At 48.5% G+C, this 20,635-nt stretch carries 18 protein-coding genes, 2 tRNA genes and 1 pseudogene; 4 read left to right on the forward strand and 17 right to left on the reverse strand.

Annotated features, from left to right (window positions below):
* The first annotated feature begins 117 nt into the window (after positions 1 to 117).
* The gene (locus P3T48_RS13355) at positions 118 to 1,074 is read left to right on the forward strand and encodes a helix-turn-helix domain-containing protein (RefSeq protein ID WP_276507008.1); all 957 of its coding nucleotides are present in this window, start codon (positions 118 to 120) and stop codon (positions 1,072 to 1,074) included.
* Here the strand turns inward: P3T48_RS13355 and P3T48_RS13360 are convergent.
* The 4 genes from P3T48_RS13360 to recQ are packed head-to-tail and all read right to left on the reverse strand — an operon-like array spanning position 1,023 to position 5,553.
* Positions 1,023 to 1,577 (reverse strand): helix-turn-helix domain-containing protein, encoded by a 555-nt coding sequence (locus P3T48_RS13360; RefSeq protein ID WP_276507009.1) that lies wholly within the window; start codon positions 1,575 to 1,577, stop codon positions 1,023 to 1,025. The genes P3T48_RS13355 and P3T48_RS13360 overlap by 52 nt on opposite strands.
* A complete protein-coding gene (gene tilS / locus P3T48_RS13365; RefSeq protein ID WP_276507010.1) occupies positions 1,574 to 2,920 on the reverse strand; it encodes a tRNA lysidine(34) synthetase TilS in 1,347 nt (448 codons plus the stop codon). Before tilS ends, P3T48_RS13360 begins: the two co-directional genes overlap by 4 nt.
* 29 nt (positions 2,921 to 2,949) lie before the next feature.
* Positions 2,950 to 3,696 carry a 3-deoxy-manno-octulosonate cytidylyltransferase gene (kdsB, locus tag P3T48_RS13370; RefSeq protein WP_276507011.1) on the reverse strand — a complete coding sequence of 249 codons (747 nt, stop codon included), beginning with the start codon at positions 3,694 to 3,696 and terminating at the stop codon, positions 2,950 to 2,952.
* 45 nt (positions 3,697 to 3,741) lie between these two features.
* Positions 3,742 to 5,553, reverse strand: a complete 1,812-nt coding sequence (gene recQ / locus P3T48_RS13375; protein ID WP_276507012.1) for a DNA helicase RecQ — start codon at positions 5,551 to 5,553, stop codon at positions 3,742 to 3,744.
* Positions 5,554 to 5,753: 200 nt separating this feature from the next.
* Between recQ and P3T48_RS13380 the strand changes: the two genes are divergently transcribed.
* From P3T48_RS13380 to P3T48_RS13390, 3 genes are read left to right on the forward strand one after another with little or no spacing between them, the layout of a single operon-like run.
* Entirely contained in the window at positions 5,754 to 6,203 is a 450-nt protein-coding gene (locus P3T48_RS13380; RefSeq protein ID WP_276507013.1) for a helix-turn-helix domain-containing protein, read from the forward strand.
* Positions 6,204 to 6,221: 18 nt separating this feature from the next.
* Positions 6,222 to 8,180: a dipeptidyl-peptidase 3 family protein gene (locus tag P3T48_RS13385; RefSeq protein ID WP_276507014.1), complete on the forward strand. Its 1,959-nt coding sequence runs from the start codon at positions 6,222 to 6,224 to the stop codon at positions 8,178 to 8,180.
* Between the two features lie 34 nt (positions 8,181 to 8,214).
* Entirely contained in the window at positions 8,215 to 8,757 is a 543-nt protein-coding gene (locus tag P3T48_RS13390) for an NUDIX hydrolase (protein WP_276507015.1), read from the forward strand.
* A 188-nt stretch (positions 8,758 to 8,945) separates the two neighbouring features.
* Here P3T48_RS13390 and P3T48_RS13395 read toward each other — a convergent pair whose 3' ends face one another.
* The 13 genes and pseudogenes from P3T48_RS13395 to P3T48_RS13455 form a co-directional block, all read right to left on the reverse strand.
* Positions 8,946 to 9,557 (reverse strand): DNA alkylation repair protein, encoded by a 612-nt coding sequence (locus P3T48_RS13395; RefSeq protein ID WP_276507016.1) that lies wholly within the window; start codon positions 9,555 to 9,557, stop codon positions 8,946 to 8,948.
* A 100-nt stretch (positions 9,558 to 9,657) separates the two neighbouring features.
* Positions 9,658 to 10,497 (reverse strand): 4-(cytidine 5'-diphospho)-2-C-methyl-D-erythritol kinase, encoded by an 840-nt coding sequence (gene ispE / locus P3T48_RS13400; protein ID WP_276507017.1) that lies wholly within the window; start codon positions 10,495 to 10,497, stop codon positions 9,658 to 9,660.
* Between the two features lie 538 nt (positions 10,498 to 11,035).
* The gene (locus tag P3T48_RS13405) at positions 11,036 to 11,167 is read right to left on the reverse strand and encodes a hypothetical protein (protein ID WP_276507018.1); all 132 of its coding nucleotides are present in this window, start codon (positions 11,165 to 11,167) and stop codon (positions 11,036 to 11,038) included.
* Between the two features lie 39 nt (positions 11,168 to 11,206).
* Entirely contained in the window at positions 11,207 to 11,719 is a 513-nt protein-coding gene (locus P3T48_RS13410) for a nitroreductase family protein (protein ID WP_276507019.1), read from the reverse strand.
* Positions 11,720 to 11,850: 131 nt separating this feature from the next.
* Positions 11,851 to 13,308, reverse strand: a complete 1,458-nt coding sequence (locus tag P3T48_RS13415; protein ID WP_276507020.1) for a glycoside hydrolase family 28 protein — start codon at positions 13,306 to 13,308, stop codon at positions 11,851 to 11,853.
* 55 nt (positions 13,309 to 13,363) lie between these two features.
* Positions 13,364 to 14,539, reverse strand: coding sequence for an MFS transporter (locus P3T48_RS13420; RefSeq protein ID WP_276507021.1), 1,176 nt, complete (start codon positions 14,537 to 14,539; stop codon positions 13,364 to 13,366).
* An 8-nt stretch (positions 14,540 to 14,547) separates the two neighbouring features.
* A complete protein-coding gene (panB, locus tag P3T48_RS13425; protein WP_276507022.1) occupies positions 14,548 to 15,366 on the reverse strand; it encodes a 3-methyl-2-oxobutanoate hydroxymethyltransferase in 819 nt (272 codons plus the stop codon).
* A gap of 75 nt (positions 15,367 to 15,441) precedes the next feature.
* A complete protein-coding gene (locus tag P3T48_RS13430) occupies positions 15,442 to 16,131 on the reverse strand; it encodes an HAD family hydrolase (protein ID WP_276507023.1) in 690 nt (229 codons plus the stop codon).
* A gap of 65 nt (positions 16,132 to 16,196) precedes the next feature.
* The gene (locus tag P3T48_RS14340; protein WP_158464365.1) at positions 16,197 to 16,796 is read right to left on the reverse strand and encodes a LysO family transporter; all 600 of its coding nucleotides are present in this window, start codon (positions 16,794 to 16,796) and stop codon (positions 16,197 to 16,199) included.
* 414 nt (positions 16,797 to 17,210) lie between these two features.
* A complete protein-coding gene (locus tag P3T48_RS13440) occupies positions 17,211 to 17,759 on the reverse strand; it encodes an NUDIX hydrolase (RefSeq protein WP_276507025.1) in 549 nt (182 codons plus the stop codon).
* A 216-nt stretch (positions 17,760 to 17,975) separates the two neighbouring features.
* A tRNA-Gly gene (locus P3T48_RS13445) sits at positions 17,976 to 18,046 on the reverse strand.
* Positions 18,047 to 18,058: 12 nt separating this feature from the next.
* Positions 18,059 to 18,131, reverse strand: a tRNA-Thr gene (locus tag P3T48_RS13450).
* Positions 18,132 to 18,206: 75 nt separating this feature from the next.
* A pseudogene (locus P3T48_RS13455) lies at positions 18,207 to 20,189 on the reverse strand (ATP-dependent Clp protease ATP-binding subunit); the annotation flags it as partial.
* Positions 20,190 to 20,635 lie beyond the last annotated feature (446 nt).

Consider the following 20,635-nt stretch of genomic DNA (forward strand, 5'->3'; position numbering starts at 1 on the left):
AGTCAAAAATTGTCTTCTTCTGCTACAGGGGTAGGTATGCCTATATGCTTTCTGGGGGCTATTTTGCTTATTTTAACACAAAAAAGCTCTCAAAAATTTGGTGATGTCTTAGGAATCATGAGCCTCAACATTATGTTTTGGGGCATCACTTTCGATGATAGGTTTACCAAGCCCGATGTGTTGGATATTTACAACGAAATCATCGCCATTTATCTGCTCTACATTATATTCAACTATGCGCTCTGCAATCTTTTGGACCATCACTATCTTACCCGTCGCCGGCTGTTGACGGATGCCTTCAGATGGGTGGGAGTCATAGCGATAAGCGCCTTGTCAATGTTGCCACTGTTCGAGAAGATAAGATGGGGAATTGCAGCACTCATCTCGTTCCTGCTTATCGAATACATCGTAAGTTTCCTTTATAAGTTCCGCAAACTTTACCTGCACAACGACAAGGTGATGGCTAACTATTTCGCTGACGATAAACGCAGATTTGTGGCATGGACCAACCGACTCATCTTACTTATGGTGGTATATGGCCTGCTGGCATTTATTTCTATTTTCCAGGGAATATGGTTCAACTTCTTTTTCCAATGCTATGCTTTGGTCTTCAATTTCTTCGTTGTCATCAGTTTCCTGAATCACTGTCAGCCCTATGGCGACATAGAAAAAGCCTATATGGAATGGGAAGAACAGGAGAAGTCCGTCTGTCAGCCTGAAATAACCCACAGCAAAGTGGTGTATCACCTGTTGGAGAGCAAACTGAAAGTCTGGGTTGCCCGTGAGAAATATACCGAGCCCAACCTTACCCTCGATTCTCTTTCCACCTATGTGGGAACCAACCACACCTATCTCTCACGCTTTCTCAAGGAGACTCATGGCGTGAACTTCAGCGAGTGGGTTTCGGGCTTGCGTGTGTCGAAGGCCAAGGAACTGATGCGGAAGAATCCCAAGGACAAACTCGAAAACGTGGCTTATCTCTCGGGATTCTCTTCTCTCTCTTATTTTTCTAAAGTTTTCTCTCATTTGGAGGGTGTCTCGCCTGCCCGTTGGCGCGACAGCATGTCCTTATAGTCTGACGGTGTGTCATTGAAGAAGAGGGCAAACTGTCTGTTGAAAGTAGAGCGCGACGAGAAGCCCGCCATCTGTGATACGTCATTGACACTCAGGTCGAGGTCGGTTCTTTCGAGCAATTGTGAGGCATAGCGCAGTCGATAACGCGTGATAAACTGGCTAATGGTGAGTCCGCCTCCATAACGCTTGATGGCATTGGCCAGATAAGTGCGGTTGGTACCTAAGCTCGCAGCAAGATCTTCGGGCTTAAAGTCGGGACTGGCATAAGGCTTATCTTCATCCATCAACTGACAGATACGTACAAAGAGGCTTTCCTCCTTGCTGAGTTTGGTCTGCGGTTTGTTTTCCAGTTCCGACAGGAGCGTACGTTCCTGAAGGTGGAGTCGCCTCACAATCGCAGACAAACGTCTGAGCTTATGGCGAAGATCACGTATGTGAAACAAGAGCACCACAATGCACAGCAAAAGGCTAATGCTGACGAAGTGATTATTGATGAAATTCATGTTGATATATATTCTATTTGTAGTATCTGGTTTGTGGAGTCATCAATGCGGAAGTCATCAGCGGTTCTTCTGCCTATCAACCATACGATGCGCTGACTGGCATCCTCTACCACCAACTGTTCTTCCTTCTCGAAGGCATTGCACTTGATGTCTGTTAAGAAGTCGCTTACCAGTTTGCTTCCTTTCATACCGAAAGGGCGGAAACGGTCGCCAGGGATGGTCCTTCTTAAGGTGAGAGGAAACTCTACTTTGTCGGCATCAAGGGTTGCCACCATCGGTTTCCTGCTCGGACAGAAGTCTGGAGTTTTGGCATGGCTTTCCACCTTGATATGTTGTCCTTCTGCACAACTGTATTTACCCGTTTCCGGTATCTTGAGAGCACAAGACTGCTTGCCCTTCTCCAAGGCTTTGACGAGAATATGATTACGATCGATAACCACCTGATGTGTAGACGATTGCCATCTTTTGCCTACGGCATCTATACTGTTAAGGATTTCCAAGATAGAGGTTCCCTGGAAGTGATATGGAGAGAGCAGGGCGTGGAGCACAAACTCAGGACTTGCCTTCGACAGCAATTCCTCCTTGCTAATGGCTGTGATACCCTTGCTGTCGGTCTGGGTAAGACGGCTGTCCGACAAGGTTGCAATGAGCATCTTGTTGGCTTCAGCCAGATGGGTTGCCGTAGTGGCAATGCTGTCGGAAACCGAAGGATTGATGGTGCGAAGCAGGGGCAGAACCTGCAGTCTGATCTTGTTGCGCACCACATCGGGGACCAGGTTGGTACTGTCTGTCACATAGTCTTGTTGCTGCAGAGACAGATACTCCAGAATATCCTCACGGCTCACATCGAGCAGCGGACGCAGTACGTGTCCGTTTCGAGGAGCGATGCCTGTCAGTCCGTTGATGCCCGTGCCCCTTATCAGGTTGATGAGGAGCGTCTCCACGCTGTCGTCGCGATGATGAGCCACACAGACACCCTGCGCCTCCAAGTCCTGGATGAGCTGCTCGAAATAGCGATAACGCAGTTCGCGAGCCGCCATCTCGATGCTTACCTTATGGAGCGAGGCATACTGTTCTGTATCGAAGTGTATGCGATGTAGGGGCACGCCAAGACGTTCGCAGAGTGAGACGCAGAACTGCTCATCGCGTACCGACTCGCTGCCACGAAGGTGGAAGTTGCAATGACAGGCCTCTGTCTTATAGCCCAGATGGAGAAGCGCCAACAACAGCGATACGCTGTCGGCACCTCCCGACAAGGCTATAAGGCATGGTTTGTCCTTGTCCAGCAACTGATGCCGGGCAATAAACTGCTCTACATTATGTTCGAAACGAGATATATTCATTTACTAATAACTTTCGCTGGGTTCAGACGTTAGAGAAGCTGTGTTTTCAAGAATTCCTCAGCACGCTCAAGGTCCTGTGGTGTATCAATGCCAACGGTCTCAACATCAGTGGTTCCCACCTTTATCTTGAAGCCATTCTGCAACCACCGCAACTGTTCCAGACTTTCGGCTATCTCAAGCGAGCTTTGTGGCAGTTGGGTAATCTGACGCAGTACGTCCTTGCGATAGGCATAAATGCCAAGATGCTTCAGGAAAGGGTAGTGAGTGAGCCAGGAAGACTTTTCTTTTCCTCGTACATAAGGAATGACACTGCGCGAGAAATACATGGCGAAGCCCATATTGTCGACTACGATTTTCGGACTGTTGGGATTCTGTACAGCCTCCATACTCTCGAAAGGTTTTCCGAGTGTGGCTATCTGTGTGGTAGGATCGTCAAAACAATGGCAGATGGTGTCGAGCTGGCTCTTTGCCACAAAGGGCTCATCGCCCTGAACGTTTACCACCACGTCCCATTCGCCTCCTATCTTTTCGATAGCTTCCTCTATACGGTCGGTACCGCTCTTGTGGTCGGTGCGTGTCATCACTACCTGACCGCTAAACGATTTCACAACATCATAGATGCGCTCGTCGTCAGTGGCGACATAAGCAGCCTCGAGCACGGCAGCCACCTTCTCGTAAACATGCTGAATGACTGGTTTGCCACCCAGCAGGGCCAATGGTTTGCCCGGGAAACGCGTAGAAGCGTAGCGGGCTGGAATGATTCCTATAAACTTCATAATCGTATATCTTTATGTTTTAAAATTCTTCAACTGTCTTTGGGTTCAGAACATTTCTCCTTCCTGTCTGTCTACCTTTCTGATTTCCTTCAGGAAGATCTCGCCATATTTCTTACGTTTGTACTCGCCGATACCATGGATCATTCCAAATTGCTCCATGGTGCGCGGCTTGACGGAAGCAAGTTCGTGCAGCGACTGGTCGGAGAGCACGATGTAAGGAGGATAGCCCTGTTCGTCGGCAAGCCGTTTGCGAAGTTGCCGCAATCTTTCAAAGAGCGACCCTTCTGCAGCCTTCGGCTTCTTCGACGACACCTTTCGTGCATGGACCACGGGTATCTCGTCAGTCTTTTTCTGCAGTAGTACCAACTGCACGGGCATCTCACCCTTCAGTACACGCCATCCCTGAGAAGTAACCTTCATCGCTCCATGCTCGTTGTAAGCCACCTCGAAGAATCCCATCTGCAACATTTGCAACAGATAGTCCTGCCAGTCGCGTGCGAGATGGTCTCTTCCTGCACCGAAGGTCTTCAGGGCATCATAGTGGTTCTTCACGACAGCAGGCGAGTGTGTTCCACGCAAGATATCTATGCAGGTACCGATATGTATCTTCTCGCCGGCACGCACCACAGCACTGAGGGCTTTCTGCACCAGCACTGTTCCGTCGAAGGTCTGTGGCGGATGGGCACACACATCGCAATGTCCGCAGTCGTGGGTGGCTTCCTCGCCGAAGTAGTTGAGCAGGATTCTTCGTCTGCATACCCTCGACTCGGCATATTCCTGCATACGCTTCAGTTTCTCCATGTTCACCTCTTTCTGTCCGCTTTCCTCCGCAAAGGAACGCAGTTGGATGACGTCTGCCATCGAGTAGAACAATACCGTGTCGGCAGGAGCCCCATCCCGTCCGGCTCGGCCTATCTCCTGATAGAAACTCTCAATGCTCTTGGGGAGGTTGTAGTGGATGACCCATCTCACATTTCCCTTGTCTATACCCATGCCGAAGGCTATGGTGGCGCATACCACCTGCACCTGGTCCATCTTGAATCGTTCCTGCACCGAAGCCCTTTCCTCAGTGCTCAGACCTGCATGATAAGCCGCGGCATTGATACCTTTCTTCTTTAGCTCCATCGCCACCATCTCAGTATTCTTGCGCGAAAGACAATAGATGATGCCTGCATCGCCAGGATGGCCGTTGATAAATCTATAGATATAATGCAGTTTCTCCTGTTTGGTTCCGCCGCGTTTCACCGAAAGACTCAGGTTGGGACGGTCGAAACTGCTGACGAATGTCTTGCCATTCAGGTGCAGTTGCTTCACGATGTCCTGTCGTGTTATCTTGTCGGCAGTGGCTGTAAGGGCAATGATGGGCACATGGGCGAAATGCTCTCTGATGGTTCCCAACTGCGAGTACTCGGGTCTGAAATCGTGTCCCCATTGGCTGATGCAGTGGGCCTCATCGATGGCAAATAGCGAGATCTTGATGTTGCTGAACAGGAAAGGTATCTCACTGATCAGTTTTTCGGGCGAGACATAAATCAGTTTCAGGTCACCCGACATACATCTGCGGCGTATGATCATCTCGTCGGTGGAGTCGTTGTTGCTGTTCAGTTCGGCGGCAGCGATACCGTTGGCCTTGAGCGTTTCCACCTGGTCGTGCATCAAACTGATAAGCGGCGAGACAACGACAGCCGTTCCCGGCAAGGCAAGGGCAGGAATCTGATAGCAGATACTCTTGCCTCCACCTGTCGGCATCAGCACAAGACAGTCGTTGCCCTGCATCACCTCACGGATGATTGCTTCCTGGTTGGGTCGGAAGAAATCATATCCGTAGTAGTTTCTCAATAGGTCGCTTATTTGCATTTTTATGATAATTTCTGGCAAAGGTAATGATTTTTTTATAAAAAATAAGCAAGATATTTGATAAAATGGGATAAATTCATTATTTTTGCAAGCCTAAATGTAAAACTTTCGTACGTACGTTACAAAACAACGGGTCACTAAGGGTGAAATCCATGGTTTTTATCGTACAGACTAATGATGAATAAACATACAAAACAAATATGGCAAAATATAATATCAGAGAATACAAAGAGTCGGGAGCAAGCTATCAGGAAAGCATCAATCCCGATATACTGGATGAATTGCACACCAAGATACTGAACATTCTGCTCATCCAGAGGAAGTTTATGGACAAGGACTATTCGGCCAAGAAACTGGCACAGGACCTGAACACCAACAGCCGATATGTGTCGGCTGTATGCAATGTGAAGTTCCACATGAACTATGCCACACTCATCAACAAGTACCGAATCGATGAGGCCATGTCGATACTCATCGACCGCCGCTACCTGAAACTCAACATGGAGGATGTTGCTTCCATGGTGGGATTTGCCAACCGTCAGAGTTTCTATTCAGCTTTCTATAAACAGAATGGCACCACTCCACGCGACTTCCGCATGGAATACCTTCATCTACACCCAGAACTGAAGAAAGATAAGAAGAAAAAATAAGAACATCAACATCACATCATGCACGACAATCAGTTTAAGTATAGTGACGAGCGCTTTGCCGACCTGCAAATGCTGCGCTATCGCCTGAATGGTTTCGAGAGCCTTTCGCTCTCTCAGAAACTGTACATCTTCTGTCTGGCCAAAGCCACTCTGATGGGACGCGACATCACCTTCGACCAGCAGGGTAAGTACAACCTGCGCATACGCAAAACCCTCGAGGCCTTATACCTATATTATAAGGTTCGCGAGGAGGCTGAGAGTGACGAGTTCCAGAAAATCGTTGTCTATCTCAAGAGAGTATGGTTCTCAAGCGGCATCTATCACCACTATGGTTGTGAGAAGATGAAGCCCGACTTCAGCGAGGAGTACTTCTATCAACTCATCGACGGCATGGACGAAAAACTGCTGCCACTGAAGAGAGGAGAGACTAAGGAAGACCTGCTCGACGAGCTCGTACCGGTGATCTTTGACGACTCGGTATTGCCCAAACGTGTCAACCAGACTGACGGCGAAGACTTGGTGAAGACATCGGCTTGCAACTTCTATGAGAATGTGACGCAGGCTGAGGTGGAGCGATTCTATGCCAAAATGAAGGAAAAGGGCAACGAAGAGGCTCCCTCGTACGGACTAAACTCCAAGCTCACCAAGCGCAATGGCGAGATGATAGAGCTGGTGTGGGCTGAGAACGGCATGTATGGTGAGGCCATCCGCGAAATATCTTCATGGCTCCGCAAGGCTCAGAAGTATGCCGAGAACGAACAGCAACGTCATGTCATCGACCTGCTGCTGAAATACTACCATACGGGCGACTTGGCTGTTTTCGATCGCTACAGCATAGCCTGGGTAGAACAGCAGGAGGGTATGGTCGACTTCGTCAACGGCTTCATTGAGGTGTATGGCGACCCACTGGCACTGAAGGGTACCTGGGAGGGAATCGTTGAATACAAAGACCTCGAGGCCACAAAGCGAACCCAGACCATCAGCAGCTATGCCCAGTGGTTTGAAGACCATTCGCCTGTTGACCCACGCTTCCGCAAGCCTGTGGTAAAGGGCGTCACTGCCAACGTCATCTGTGCAGCCATGCTCGGAGGTGATGAATATCCAGCCTCGGCAATAGGCATCAACCTGCCCAATGCCAACTGGATAAGACAGACCTATGGATCAAAGAGTGTCACGATAGGAAATTTGACCGAGGCGTACAATAAGGCTGCTCATGGCAACGGATTCGACGAGGAGTTTGTCATCGACAAGGATACTCTCGCCATGATAGAGAAGTATTCCGACCTGACGGACGACTTGCATACCGACCTGCATGAATGCTTGGGACACGGCAGCGGTCAACTGCTGCCAGGAACCGACCCTGATGCCCTCAAGGCTTACGGCAATACCATCGAGGAAGCACGTGCCGACCTTTTCGGCTTGTATTATATGGCCGATGTGAAGCTGGTGGAACTGGGACTCCTTCCCGACGCAGAAGCCTACAAGGCACAATATTATACATATCTGATGAACGGTCTGCTCACTCAAACCATCCGCATCAAGGAAGGCGACAAGATAGAGGAGGCTCACATGCGCAACCGAGCACTCATCGCCTGGTGGACTCTTCATCATTCACAAGGAGCTGTATCGCTCGTTCAGCGTGAGGGCAAGACCTATGTGCAGATCACTGATTATGCCGCACTGAGGAATGCTTTCGGAACACTGCTTGCCGAAATTCAGCGCATCAAGAGCGAGGGTGACTTCGAGGCTGCTCGCAGTCTCGTGGAAGAGTATGCTGTCAACATCGACCCAAAGCTGCATCACGAAATCAGACAGCGATACGAGTTGCTTAACCTGGTGCCCTATAAGGGATTCATCAATCCGAAGATGACGATCCTTCATGACGACCAAGGCAATCCTGTAGATGTGCTTTTAGACTACACTGAGAGCTACACAGAGCAGATGCTGCGATACTCTGAAGAGTATGGAACATTATAATGAAACAATAACAACATTCATAAACTTTTTAGTTGTGACAGAATCTAAAGTAATCAATCAGCATCACGACAACGAGGAAGAGCAGTTTCCCATCGTCGACGAACAGGGAAACATCCTCGGTGCCATCAGTCGCGGACATGCTCATGATGGATGCAAAATACTGCACCCTGTGGTCCATCTGCATGTATTCAACAGCAGGGGAGAACTCTACCTGCAGCATCGTCCTGCCTGGAAGGACATCCAGCCCGACAAATGGGACACTGCATGTGGAGGACATGTCGACCTGGGCGAGAGCATAGAAATAGCGCTTCGCAGAGAAGTGAGAGAGGAGTTGGGAATGACCGACTATGAGCCCGTCAGTATGGGACATTATGTATTCGAAAGCCTGAAGGAGAAAGAACTGGTTTACGTTCATCGCTGCGTCTACGACGGACCGGTTTGTCCTGACAAGGATGAGTTGGCAGGCGGACGCTTCTGGAGCAAAGAGGAGATCAGCGAGAATATCGGAAAGAATATCTTTACTCCCAACTTTGAGAATGAATACAAACGCTTCTTCTTGAATCAGAAAGAGCATTAAGATGATGTTGAGTCCATAAGCCTGCCACTTTCTCCATCTAAGTGTGATGTTTCCTACCTGTAAGTATGATGTTTATGGGAGCGAAAAATAATTTTCCCGTTTTCGCTCCCACGATTCTCTGAGCGAAAGATAATTTTCCCGCTTTCGCTCCCACGATTCTCTGAGCGAAAGATATAGATCTATAATAATCAGAATAAGATACCTTTCAACGCATTCTGAGCGATGGTGTCATAGCTTTCATCCATGTCGGCAAAGCGCATCACACAGTTGGCTGCTGCATGTTTTACACCCATGTTGTCACCTTGCAGCGCTATGGCTGCCTGGTCGAGAAACTCGTTGATGCCCCGTTCGTTGGCCTCTCGTTTGGCAGCAAACAGGCGCGCAAGAATATGGTAACCGGCAATCACGTAGAGAGGCTTGTCTGAGGCTATCCACTGATAGGCTATTACAGGCGCATAGTCGACATACTGCAACAGATTGAATGCCAGCATTTCCGCCATTTCCTGCCCAGCAACCTGTTCCATCCATAAATCTGCAATTTCAGGGAGCATCTGTTCTGCAGGCATGATAAGTGTAGCCAATATCTTGCATTCACGGATGTTTTCCTTCCACAACTCTATAGCCAGATCATAATCCTTGCCATATTCCGTCGCCATCTTCTTGAGTTCTACAAAGGGAACACCCCAGTTGATCTTATATTCTATGCCTTTATCGCGCATCGACTGTGAGGTGGGGCCACTCATAAGCAACCTGAAAGATCGCTTTATCTCCATCAGTTTTTGATGTGTCTGTTCATTCATAACTATCTGATTAACAAATAATTTCTTGTTTTTATTAAATAGAGAAATTTATCAAGCTTGAAAGAGTAGGGGGCTTTCTCCTACCATAGGGAAACTGGAATTACAGCTTCATCACCTGGCAGAACATACCTTCGAATTCTTTCTCCAAGCCTGTGGGTTGTTCACGGAAAATACCAAAGAGGGCACTTCCGCTTCCGCTCATGGCAGCATACACAGCGCCAGCATCATACAGGCTCTGTTTGATGGCAGCCAACTCAGGATGCATAGCAAAGATAGGAGCCTCAAAGTCGTTTACCAGCTCATCTTTCCACGTCTCGATAGGCTGTCTGACAATATCTCTGCAGCACTTTGCCGGAGTCTTTGGTACAATGGCTGCATACGCGTCACGCGTACTTACTGCTACTGAGGGCTTTACCACAGCCAGATAGTAACCGCCAAGACCAGCGCCAGGCACATCGACAGGCATCAGTACATCACCAATTCCTTCGGCATAAGAAGGGTCAGCGGTGATGAAAAAAGCACAGTCAGCACCTAATTTGGCTGCATAACGTTCCATCTCAGGTATACCAATATTCAGTCGGAAACGCTCATCCAAAAGGCGAATCATATAGGCTGCATCGGAAGAACCGCCTCCCAAACCAGCCTGTGTGGGAATGCGCTTCACGAGATGTGCATGAACACGAGGCAACTGAAAGTCGGCAGCCAAGAGCTGATAAGCTTTTATCACAAGGTTGTCTTCTTCATTACAGTCGATATCATTTCCTGTGATTTTAAGGTCACAGGGTGACTCACTTGGAAATTTCTCATCCATGTACTTGATTTCAAGTGCATCAGTAAGAGGTATGGGATAAAAGACGGTTTCAAGATTATGATAACCATCCGGACGCTTACTTACGATATTAAGTCCAAGATTTATCTTGGCGCAAGGAAATGTAATCATATACTTATTTCTGTTTAGTGTTTATGCTGTAAAATTGCAGAGAACATCAAGCTTGCTTGAATATCTGCCGAGCGCAGCTTATCTTTTGCAAAGATACGATAATTCATACATAAAGCAAAATTAATTTTATTTTTTTCGCTTACAAAAATAAAAAAAGCTTATAACAAAACTAAACTATTCGAAATGAATCAGGCAAGTAAGTTTATTCCTTGCTGTTTTTTCTATTTTCTTATGTGTTCTCGTATAATAAATATATATCTTTTATTCCTAATTTCTTAGTTCTCTTTTTTAGAGATTAATGGACATTATGATAAATAACTGATATAGGAACTCTCCTTTCATATATGAAGTTTGTGCCACTTGTGCCAAAGTGCCATGTGGCATTTCAGTACCAAAAGTAACATAAATACTGTTTTTTTTCTATATTTTCTATATTTGTGCCACTTGGCGCATTGGCGTAAGTGGCGCAAAGTGGCACAAAATATCTATTCTGCTATAACTGAAATTTTTCCATCTTTCAAGCGGTCTGCATTGCAAGTCAACTGTAGATTGCCAAATCCTGACAATCTGCCTTGATAGTCTGACGTTCGGTGCTCAAGACAAGTTTATAGACTGGTTTGGTGGTTTCCACTGTTTCTACCAACACACGCTTGCCATTCTTATAACCCACAGCCACGACTTTACCTGGCTGATACTTTGTCTTCCCAACTCAGATTTCCTCTATGATTTCGTCCATGGCTTTGCGATTCTTAGGATTATGCGGACAGTCTTCTGCCATATGGCCGAGAGGAATGATCACCACAGCCTCGTAGCCCTCGCGTGGGAAGAGTTCCTTCATCTTGTTGCTGTCATAGGCACATACCCAGCAGGTACCCAATCCGCGTTCTGTGGCAGCCAGGCAAAGATGCTCGGCAGCAATCGCCACATCAATGTCACCATGAGGTTTGTTGTCGTACTTTCGCACCCAGTTGTCCTCGGTGTTCTTCATACCGACGATATACATAGGAGTCGTCTTGAACCACTCTCTGTCGTAGCATTCCTGCAATTTTTTCATTGCTTGTTCCGAACGTACGATGAGCCATTTCCAGGGCTGGCGGTTGCATGCTGAAGGAGCCAGTCGTACGCACTCCATTATATACTCCAGATCTTCCTTGCTAACAGGTTCTGCCGTAAACTTGCGGGCGGAGAATCGCTCGCCTGCCAATGATTTAAAATCTTGCATAATCTTCTACTTTATTCTGGTTCGTATTGGAAAATTGAAAATAATTGTAAATTTCACATCGCAAATGTACAAAATATCCCTCAAACGCCAAAACATTTGAGGGATATTAACAGAATATCTTCTTAAAATTTCTATTTCTCCTTTCCGAAAAGATTATCGTGAGGAGTTACGGTCGTAGGCGTACCTACTTTGCCACCGATGTGGCTGGAACTTATGTTGACATCCAAGGCATTTTCGAAACTAAGGCCTATCTTTGCCTTCGCTACATCCACATTGTTGAACATGATGTTGAAGACAGGCTTGGCCTCAGTACCTTGGAGCACAAGGGCTGCTTGCTTCACATTGTTACACTTCAGTCCGTCGATGAAAATATTTCTGATGGTAGAGAAGTGATGATTGTCCTGCCCTTCACCAGCATAACGACTGGTGACATAAAAGAGGTCTTCCACCTCGTCGAAACTGCAGTTCTTCACATACACATTCTCTACAAAACCACCGCGGTCGGGATTGGTCTTGATGAAGATGCCGCGCTTGCAATAGCCCGCATAGTCGCAGTCTTCTACAATCACGTTTCTCACACCTGCCGACATTTCGCTTCCTATCACCACAGCGTGCAGTCCCTTGAAATGGCAGTTGCGGATAATGATGTTCTCAGAAGGCATCTTGGCGTTCCAGCCGTCATTGTCGCGTCCGCTCTTGATCGCCACGTTGTCGTCGCCGTTGTTAAACTCCACGCCTTCTATCAGTACATTGCGCGAGCACTCTGGGTCTATTCCGTCGTTGTTCACAAGTTTAGCATCATAACGCAGATTGCGGCAGATGATATTCTCGCTCTTCAGCAGATGCACACACCAGAAAGGAGAGTTGGTAATCTTTACTCCCTCAATGGTTACGCCCTGACAGTTGTACAGTTGCAAGAGCTGTGGGCGCAACCAGTGACCCTTACCGAACTGGCGGTCCTTCAGTGCCACCTCCTCATGATTCATCTTGCGGCTCAAGTCTTTGTCAAGTTTCTGCTTGGTTCGCCACTGGGCAAAAGTCGTCATGGCGTTTCCGTCGATGGTTCCCTCGCCGATAATGGCTACATCATGGCATCCATAACCATAGATGAAGGGCGAATAGTTATAGAGGAAAGTTCCCTTCCAGCTGGTGCTAACCACGGGATAATACTTCTCCTCGGGGGCAAACTTCAGTGTGGCGCCCTTCTGCAGTTCGATACAGACATTGCTGGCCAGCACGATAGGTCCCTTAATATAATAGGTCCCCGCGGGAACCACAATTTTTGCTCCCTTCATGGCAGAAGCCTTCCTAATGGCCTTGGCAAAGGCAGCCCGGCAGTCAGTCTTTCCATCGTTCTTAGCTCCCAACCGGCTGATAAGCAGAGTCTTTTCTGTTATTTTTGCACCGGAAATGTTAGTAAGGATACTGTCGCGAAGTCGTACCCTCTCCTGCTCTACGGCAGAAGACAGATGACAGGTATTTTCGTCCTTGGAATGAGAATGCGAACCGCAATTCACCTGCCGTGCGTTCGCTGTGAGGCAACAGAATGCAAGACATACTGCTGCCAAGAGATTTGTTTTAGTTTTCATAGGTTAAGTGCTTTGATTAATTGCTATTATATAAATATATGAGTAGTTCGGGGAGTTATCTGTTGCGATGTTTCATGTACCAGGGGTGTACGAAGAAATTGTAGAGCCCTAAGCTGATGACCAGCAGTCCCAAGCACGCATAAGGCGCACGGCTGCTGTCGGAAGAGAGGAAGCCAAACTTCAGGAGGAAGCCCAGACTGATGCCCGTCTCCCATGCCAGGAAGAAAGAACTCTGGCTGGTGCCTCGCTGACAGTGTTTTGACAGCTTGAGGTAGAAAAGCAGAAAACGGCTTCCGATGATGCCAGAGGCAAAGCCTATCATGGCTGGCTGCATGTAATCGAGTGCACGTGCCTGATGGGTGAACTCCATCAGCACAGCCGCTGCCAGCACGATGATACCCGTAAGCACCTCACTCTTCAGTTCGGCATTGGCAAAGGCAAAACGCTCAGCCACTATTGCCATGGCCAATCCTGCCAACAACATAGCATAGTAGGTAACACTGTGAACCTGAGCCAACAGCACGCCAACCACCATCATGATGAGTATCAGATTGACAAAGAGAGGCAAGCCCTGCGGCAGGAAGAAGCGGTCAAGACTGAACAGTGGCATCTTCTCGGATGGGGCCTTGAAGGGAAAACGCACCATCGCTATCAGCACAAAGGATGCAAGTGCCAGCACACCCGAAAATACGGGGATGTAACAATAGCCCCAGAAGCCGTAGACTATGAGTGCAGCTAAAGGTCCCATGGCCAAAGCCAGTCGGCCAAACCATGCTATGATGTGATTGGCTGCCGTGCGCTGAAACGACTCGCAGATGTCTATCGCCAGCGTACTGCCCAGTACCATCGCTGCCAGTCCCAAGAAGGCTCCGATGGCAAAACGAACCAAGAGCAACAGTCGGAACTCCATCTCCACTCCCAGCACAAACTCTAAATAATAAGCCATGCCCATACAGAGCACCAAGCCCAAGATGGAGTACTGGCATACATGGTTGCGACGATAGCGCTGAACATAATAAGAGCAGAACCCGCCCAGGGCAAAGAGTCCTGCTCCATATATTCCCATAACCAGTCCTGTCTGCATGCCGTCCAGTCCTCTGCCCAACAGATAGAAAGGCAAGGTGGGCAGCAAGCCATAAGCCGACATCATGAGCAGCAGATTGGCAAGAGCCAGCATCCAGAACTCACGATGCCATAACTTCAGATGTACTGGTGTATTCTGTGTATCCATACTTTATTTTAGTAAGATTCCTCGGCAGAAGGATAGCCTCCTGTCTTCACTGCATCGACATACGATTGTACCCCCTTGGTCATCTCCTCACCCACATGGGCGAAGTGGCGCAAGAACTTTGGCTTGAAACCCTGAGTCATTCCTAAGGCGTCGGCATAAACCAATACCTGTCCGTCGCAACCAGAGCCTGCACCGATACCTATAGTTACAGCCTTTACCTGGCGTGTCACCTCGGCAGCCAACTTGGCTGGCACTTTCTCCAAAACGATGGCAAAGCAGCCAGCCTTGTCGAGGGCGATGGCGTCGCTGATCAACTTCTCAGCCTCGGCTTCCTCCTTGGCACGGATGCCATAACCGCCAAACTTGTTGACGCTCTGTGGGGTGAGTCCCAAGTGTCCGTGTACAGGAATACCTGCATCGATGAGCGACTTCACGGTGTCGATGATTTCGATACCACCTTCCAACTTCAGTGCGTCTACACCCGTCTCCTTCATCATTCGGCAGGCATTGCGCAGCGCCTCCTCACGGCTTATCTGATAACTGCCAAAGGGCATGTCGCATACCACGAGAGCATGGTTGACGGCACGTGTCACACTGCGGGCATGATATATCATCTCGTCTACGCTGATGGGCAGTGTATTGGCATTGCCTGCCATGACGTTAGAGGCAGAGTCGCCTATCAATATGCTGTCGATTCCTGCTGAATCGATAATGCCTGCGGTAGTAAAATCGTAAGCGGTAAGCATAGTAACTTTCTCGCCAGCCTGCTTCATTTCAGCAAAGGTCTTGGTGGTGATTTTCTTCTTGTCAGTCGATAAATATCCCATTTTTTTGTCTGTTTTTGAAATCAAGTGCAAAGTTACAGCTATTTAGGCACACTACAAAGAAAAAAGCCTTTTTTTTCACTTTTTGCTCCTCTTGTCTACCACCTTGCACAGGTCTTCATAGCCAAAGTCCTGATAATCATCAATCACATAATCGGAAAATGGAGCGATGGCTTCACGCGAATTGGTGGTGGCAAGTCCAAGGGTGAATGCGCCCGATGCCCTCACGGCACGCAGTCCGTTGAAACTGTCTTCCAGTCCTACGCACTCCTCTGGCTTCGCACCAAAGCAGGCAGCACCCTTGAGGTAACAGTCGGGATCGGGCTTGCTGCGGGCAAAGTCCTCGCTGGTAAGCACACGATCGAAGTAAGACTCCAACTCTGGATGCTGCTCGTACACGCTGCGCATCTTTGCCATGTTGCTGCTGGTCACCACGGCACATTTCACGCCATGCTCTCGCAGATCGGCGACAAAGGCTTCGAAGCCCACGATATAGTCGTACTTCATGTGCAGTTCAAACTCATCGAGCCTGCGGGTAATACGGGCTTGCTCTGCTTCTACGCCCTGATAGTCTGCCACATGGGCGAAGACGGCATCATCGGAAAAATATTTATCGTAGATTTGCACCAGCGTCTGTCCCTTGATGCGAAGGGCGAAGTCGGGCAACTCTGGATGATATTCCTTACCTATCATTCCCCAGAATACGGAGTACTGGGTTTCTGTATCGAGCACCACTCCGTCGAGATCAAATAATGCTGCTTTTATCATGTTTCTTATATAAATTGTTCTTACTTAACTTCTTTAACTTCCCCATTTGCGCAAGTTCTTTGAAATTAAACCATACACCACCAGCTGACAAGGAAGGGCACGGTGAAGTCGACCACAAAACCATGATAGATGCTCAGAGCTATATAGCGCTGACCCACGGTCTGCGAGAGAATGGGCAAGGTGGTGTCCATCGTGGTGGCTCCTCCTGCAGAAATAGGTGCCAGCGGACCAAACCAACGGGCCATCAGCGGAGCACCCAACAGGGTAAGCATCTCGCGTATGATGTTAGCCAAGAGGGCTATGGTTCCCAATTCGGCACCACGATATTCGGTGATGAAGATACTCGACAGCGAATAATAGGCGAAGCCACTATTTATCGCCATGCAGTCGGACAGGGTGCGGTGAAGCACTGTCCATATCAGCAACGCTCCCAACCACGAGCCTATTATCGTGACAACAGGCAACAATGCCATGCGAGGACTCAACGAACGAACCTCCTTCTTCATTTCCGGATTCAGTCCGATGCCCAATCCCACGAAGAGCAGCAAGCCACAGAGTGCCACAAAACTCACGTCTCCATCAAGAAGCCATGAAGGCACCATCTTCTCTATTCCGCCCAGCAAGCCTATGACGAAGAATCCCACCACAATGAGACTTCCCTTCATCCCCCTCAGCCCACGGATGAGAGAAGATCCTTGCAAGCCTTCTTTCTCGGCAGGATTCACTTCTTTCTCGGCAGAAGTTTCTTTCTTCGCATTCTCCTGCACGGTATTGTTCTTCGAAACTCTCCAAAGCATCCAGGCTAAGACACAACAGCCCAAGGTGGCAGCCGAAGAGAGCAACAACGCCTCTACACCAAGCGTGGGCAGAGAGCGCACAATCATCTCGTTGCTTCCCACCTCAATGCCCAACAGGAAGAGTAACAGCCAGATGAGCCAGGTGACGATTCTGCCCTGCCATCGCGCAGCCACTTCGGTGTGTGAGATGCGTGCTCCTGTCGACAGCTTGCGACAGAGAACTCCCGACAGGATTCCCCAAAAGATAAACAGAATGACTATAAACATAACTTCTTGACAGCCTTATTGATTAAGGGCAAAATACTTCCACAAAGGGGCTGCCATCAAACTCTGCCATACCTCGCCTTTCTGCAACATATCTTCCACTTCCTGGCGTGTAAAGATGCGCACCTGCACATCCTCACCCTCATCTAAGTGCTGTTCACTTAATAGTTCAACGTCTGTCGCCAAGAAGCAGTGAGTCAGATTGGTATGCGTGCTTGGGTTGGCAGAAATATTCATCCATTCCTGCCAGTTGCCACCACCAAATCCTGTCTCCTCCATCAACTCTCTTCTGGCAGCAGCCATAGGCTCCTCACCTTTCTCTATAACGCCCGCACACAACTCGTTCACCGTCTTGCCCAAGGCATAACGGTACTGGCGCACAAAAACAAACTTACCTTCCTTCGTGATGGCTATTGTGTTCACCCAGTCGGGATATTCCAACACATAATACTCGTCAATGACAGCCCCTGTCGGCAACTCCACCTTGTCAACCCTTGCCGTGAGCCAGGGCTTCTCTATCAGATAGCGTTGCGAGAGCGTCTTCCATTTCATATCGTTATTTTCCATCTTTCTCATTTTTGACTGCAAAATTACTAAAATTCTTTCGGATAATTTTATGATAGGTGCAAAAACCGTCATCTTTGTTTGTCTATTTTACTCACATATTACTCACAAAACACTTGAAAACCATGAAAATTTAGTGTAAGTATACTAAAAATAAAATAAAAAAAATAAGGTGCTAAAAATCATATAACAATCTGATTTCTAACACCTTATTCTTTGAGCGAGATACGGGAGTCGAACCCGCCTCCCGGGCTTGGGAAGCCTGTGCACTACCGATGTGCTAATCTCGCACAATAGGAATGAGCCACGAGCGGGACTCGAACCCGCGACCCACGCATTACGAATGCGTTGCTCTACCAACTGAGCCATCATGGCTTGCTTTTTAAAAACAACTGCAAAGGTAATGAAATAATTTCAACCGATGAAATTGTTTTTGCGCATTAACCTATATTAACTTTGTGGATTGAAGGTCAACTCATCCTTGTTGGGGTTCTTGCCAATGACGATAGTTTCACCCGCAGTCAGCGAATCGCCCAGCAACAGTTCACAAACGCCATCTTCGATGTAGGTTTGGATGGCACGCTTCAAAGGACGGGCACCAAACTGCACGTCGTAACCCTTGACGGCCACAAACTCCTTCGCTTTGTCTGTGATGCGGATGTGGTACCCCATGTCCTCCACACGCTTGAAGAGCGACTTCAGTTCAATATCGATGATCTGCTTGATGGCATCGAGGCCCAACTGGTCGAAGGTGATGATCTCGTCGAGACGATTCAGGAACTCAGGCGAGAACTGCTTGCTCAGGCTCTTCTGTATAATGCTGCGTGCATACTCCTTGTCCTTTTCGTCGAGCAGGTTGCCATGAGCACTGCCCGCATTGAAACCCACGCCACGGCCAAACTCCTTGAGTTGGCGCGTACCCGCATTGGAGGTCATGATGATGACTGTGTTGCGGAAGTCGATGAGACGGCCGTTGCCATCTGTGAGTCGGCCTTCGTCCAAGACCTGCAACAGGAGGTTGAACACCTTGTCGTTGGCCTTCTCTATCTCGTCGAGCAGCACGATGGAATAGGGTTTGCGTCTTACCTTCTCGGTGAGCTGTCCGCCCTCCTCATAGCCTACGTATCCCGGAGGCGCACCTACAAGACGAGAGGTATTGAAACTCTCAGAGTACTCGCTCATATCAACGCGAATCAGGGCGTCGGCAGAGCCAAACATCTGTTCTGCCAACTTCTTGGCGAGATAAGTTTTTCCCACACCAGTAGGTCCCAGGAACATAAAGGCCCCAATGGGATGGTTGGGTTCTTTCAGCCCAACACGGTTGCGCTGGATGGCTTTCACCATAGTGTCGATGGCCTTGTCCTGGGCGATGACAGCACTCTTGAGGGTGGTGCCCATCTTGCGCAGGCGACTGCTCTCAGCTTCCTCCATGCGTTCAACGGGTACGCCCGTCATACGGCTCACCACCTGCGCCACGTCGATTTCGTCTACAGGCAGGACCTCCTCGCCTTCGCCACGTTCCCACATCAGCTTCATGCTCTCCAGACGATTCTCCATCTGCGCCTGTTGGTCGCGGTAGCTGGCAGCCAATTCAAAATTCTGGTTCGCAACTGCTTTCTGCTTGCATCCCTTCACCTTCACAATATCTTCCTGCAGGTCGAGGATGGGTTGTGGAACAGAGGAATGGCTGTGATGAATGTGTGAACCTACCTCGTCGATGATGTCGATAGCTTTGTCGGGGAAGAAACGGTCGGTGACGTAGCGGTCTGCCAATTTGACGCAAGCCTGCAGGGCATCATCGCTGTAGACGACATGATGGTGCTCCTCGTAGCGTTCCTTCACATTGTTGAGTATCTGGAGTGTTTCCTCAGCAGTGGTAGGTTCTACTATGACTTTCTGGAAACGGCGCTCCAAGGCACCGTCCTTCTCTATCGAGTTGCGGTATTCTTTGAGGGTAGTGGCGCCGATACACTGTATCACGCCTCTTGCCAAGGCTGGCTTCAGAATGTTGGCTGCATCCATGCTTCCCTGCGCATTGCCTGCTCCCACAATGGTGTGGATTTCGTCGATGAAGACGATGATGTCGGGCGATTCCTCCAACTCACGGATGAGTCCCTTGATACGGTCTTCGAACTGCCCACGAAACTTGGTTCCTGCCACCATGGCAGTCATATCGAGTTCTACTACGCGCTTGTTGAAGAGCAGTCCAGACACCTGTTGTTTGTCAATGAGCTGTGCCAGTCCTTCCACGATGGCGCTCTTGCCCACACCAGGCTCACCTATTAATATAGGGTTGTTCTTCTTGCGTCGTCCCAAGATCTCGATCACGCGCTCTATCTCCTTGCTGCGTCCCACTACAGGGTCGAGCTTACCTTCGGAAGCTGCCTGGGTTAGGTCGTGACTGAAATGGTCGATGATGGGGGTTTTTGACTTTTTCTTGGTATTTACCTGATGTCGATTGGCTGAGGAAGTGTTCTTGCTTGCATTGTCGCGAACATCATCGTCATCGTCGTTGTCTGCGAAGAGACCGTCCTCGTCTTCATCGGGGAAAGAGAATCCGTCATCGTTGCGCAGGGTCTCTGCGCCCTGGCGCATGGGGTCTAAGTCTATCTTATAGTTAAAGTCTTCTTCTTTCTTTGTCATATTCGTTTGTATTGATGATGAATAATGCATAGCAAAGGCTGTGCCACACTTAGCAAGATGTGGATTTTGCTACCCATTTCGTTGCAAAAGTACAAAAAATATTGTAAATAGCAATTATTTTGAGAAAAGTTCTTTACTTTAACATTCAAAAGTAAAAGAGTATCTATCCGTCACCCATAAAGTCATGAGTTGCTTTAATACTATACAAATTGTTTCAGTTAGTTATGAAATACAGA

It is taken from the genome of Segatella intestinalis (assembly GCF_029348455.1).
GTDB lineage: Bacteria > Bacteroidota > Bacteroidia > Bacteroidales > Bacteroidaceae > Prevotella.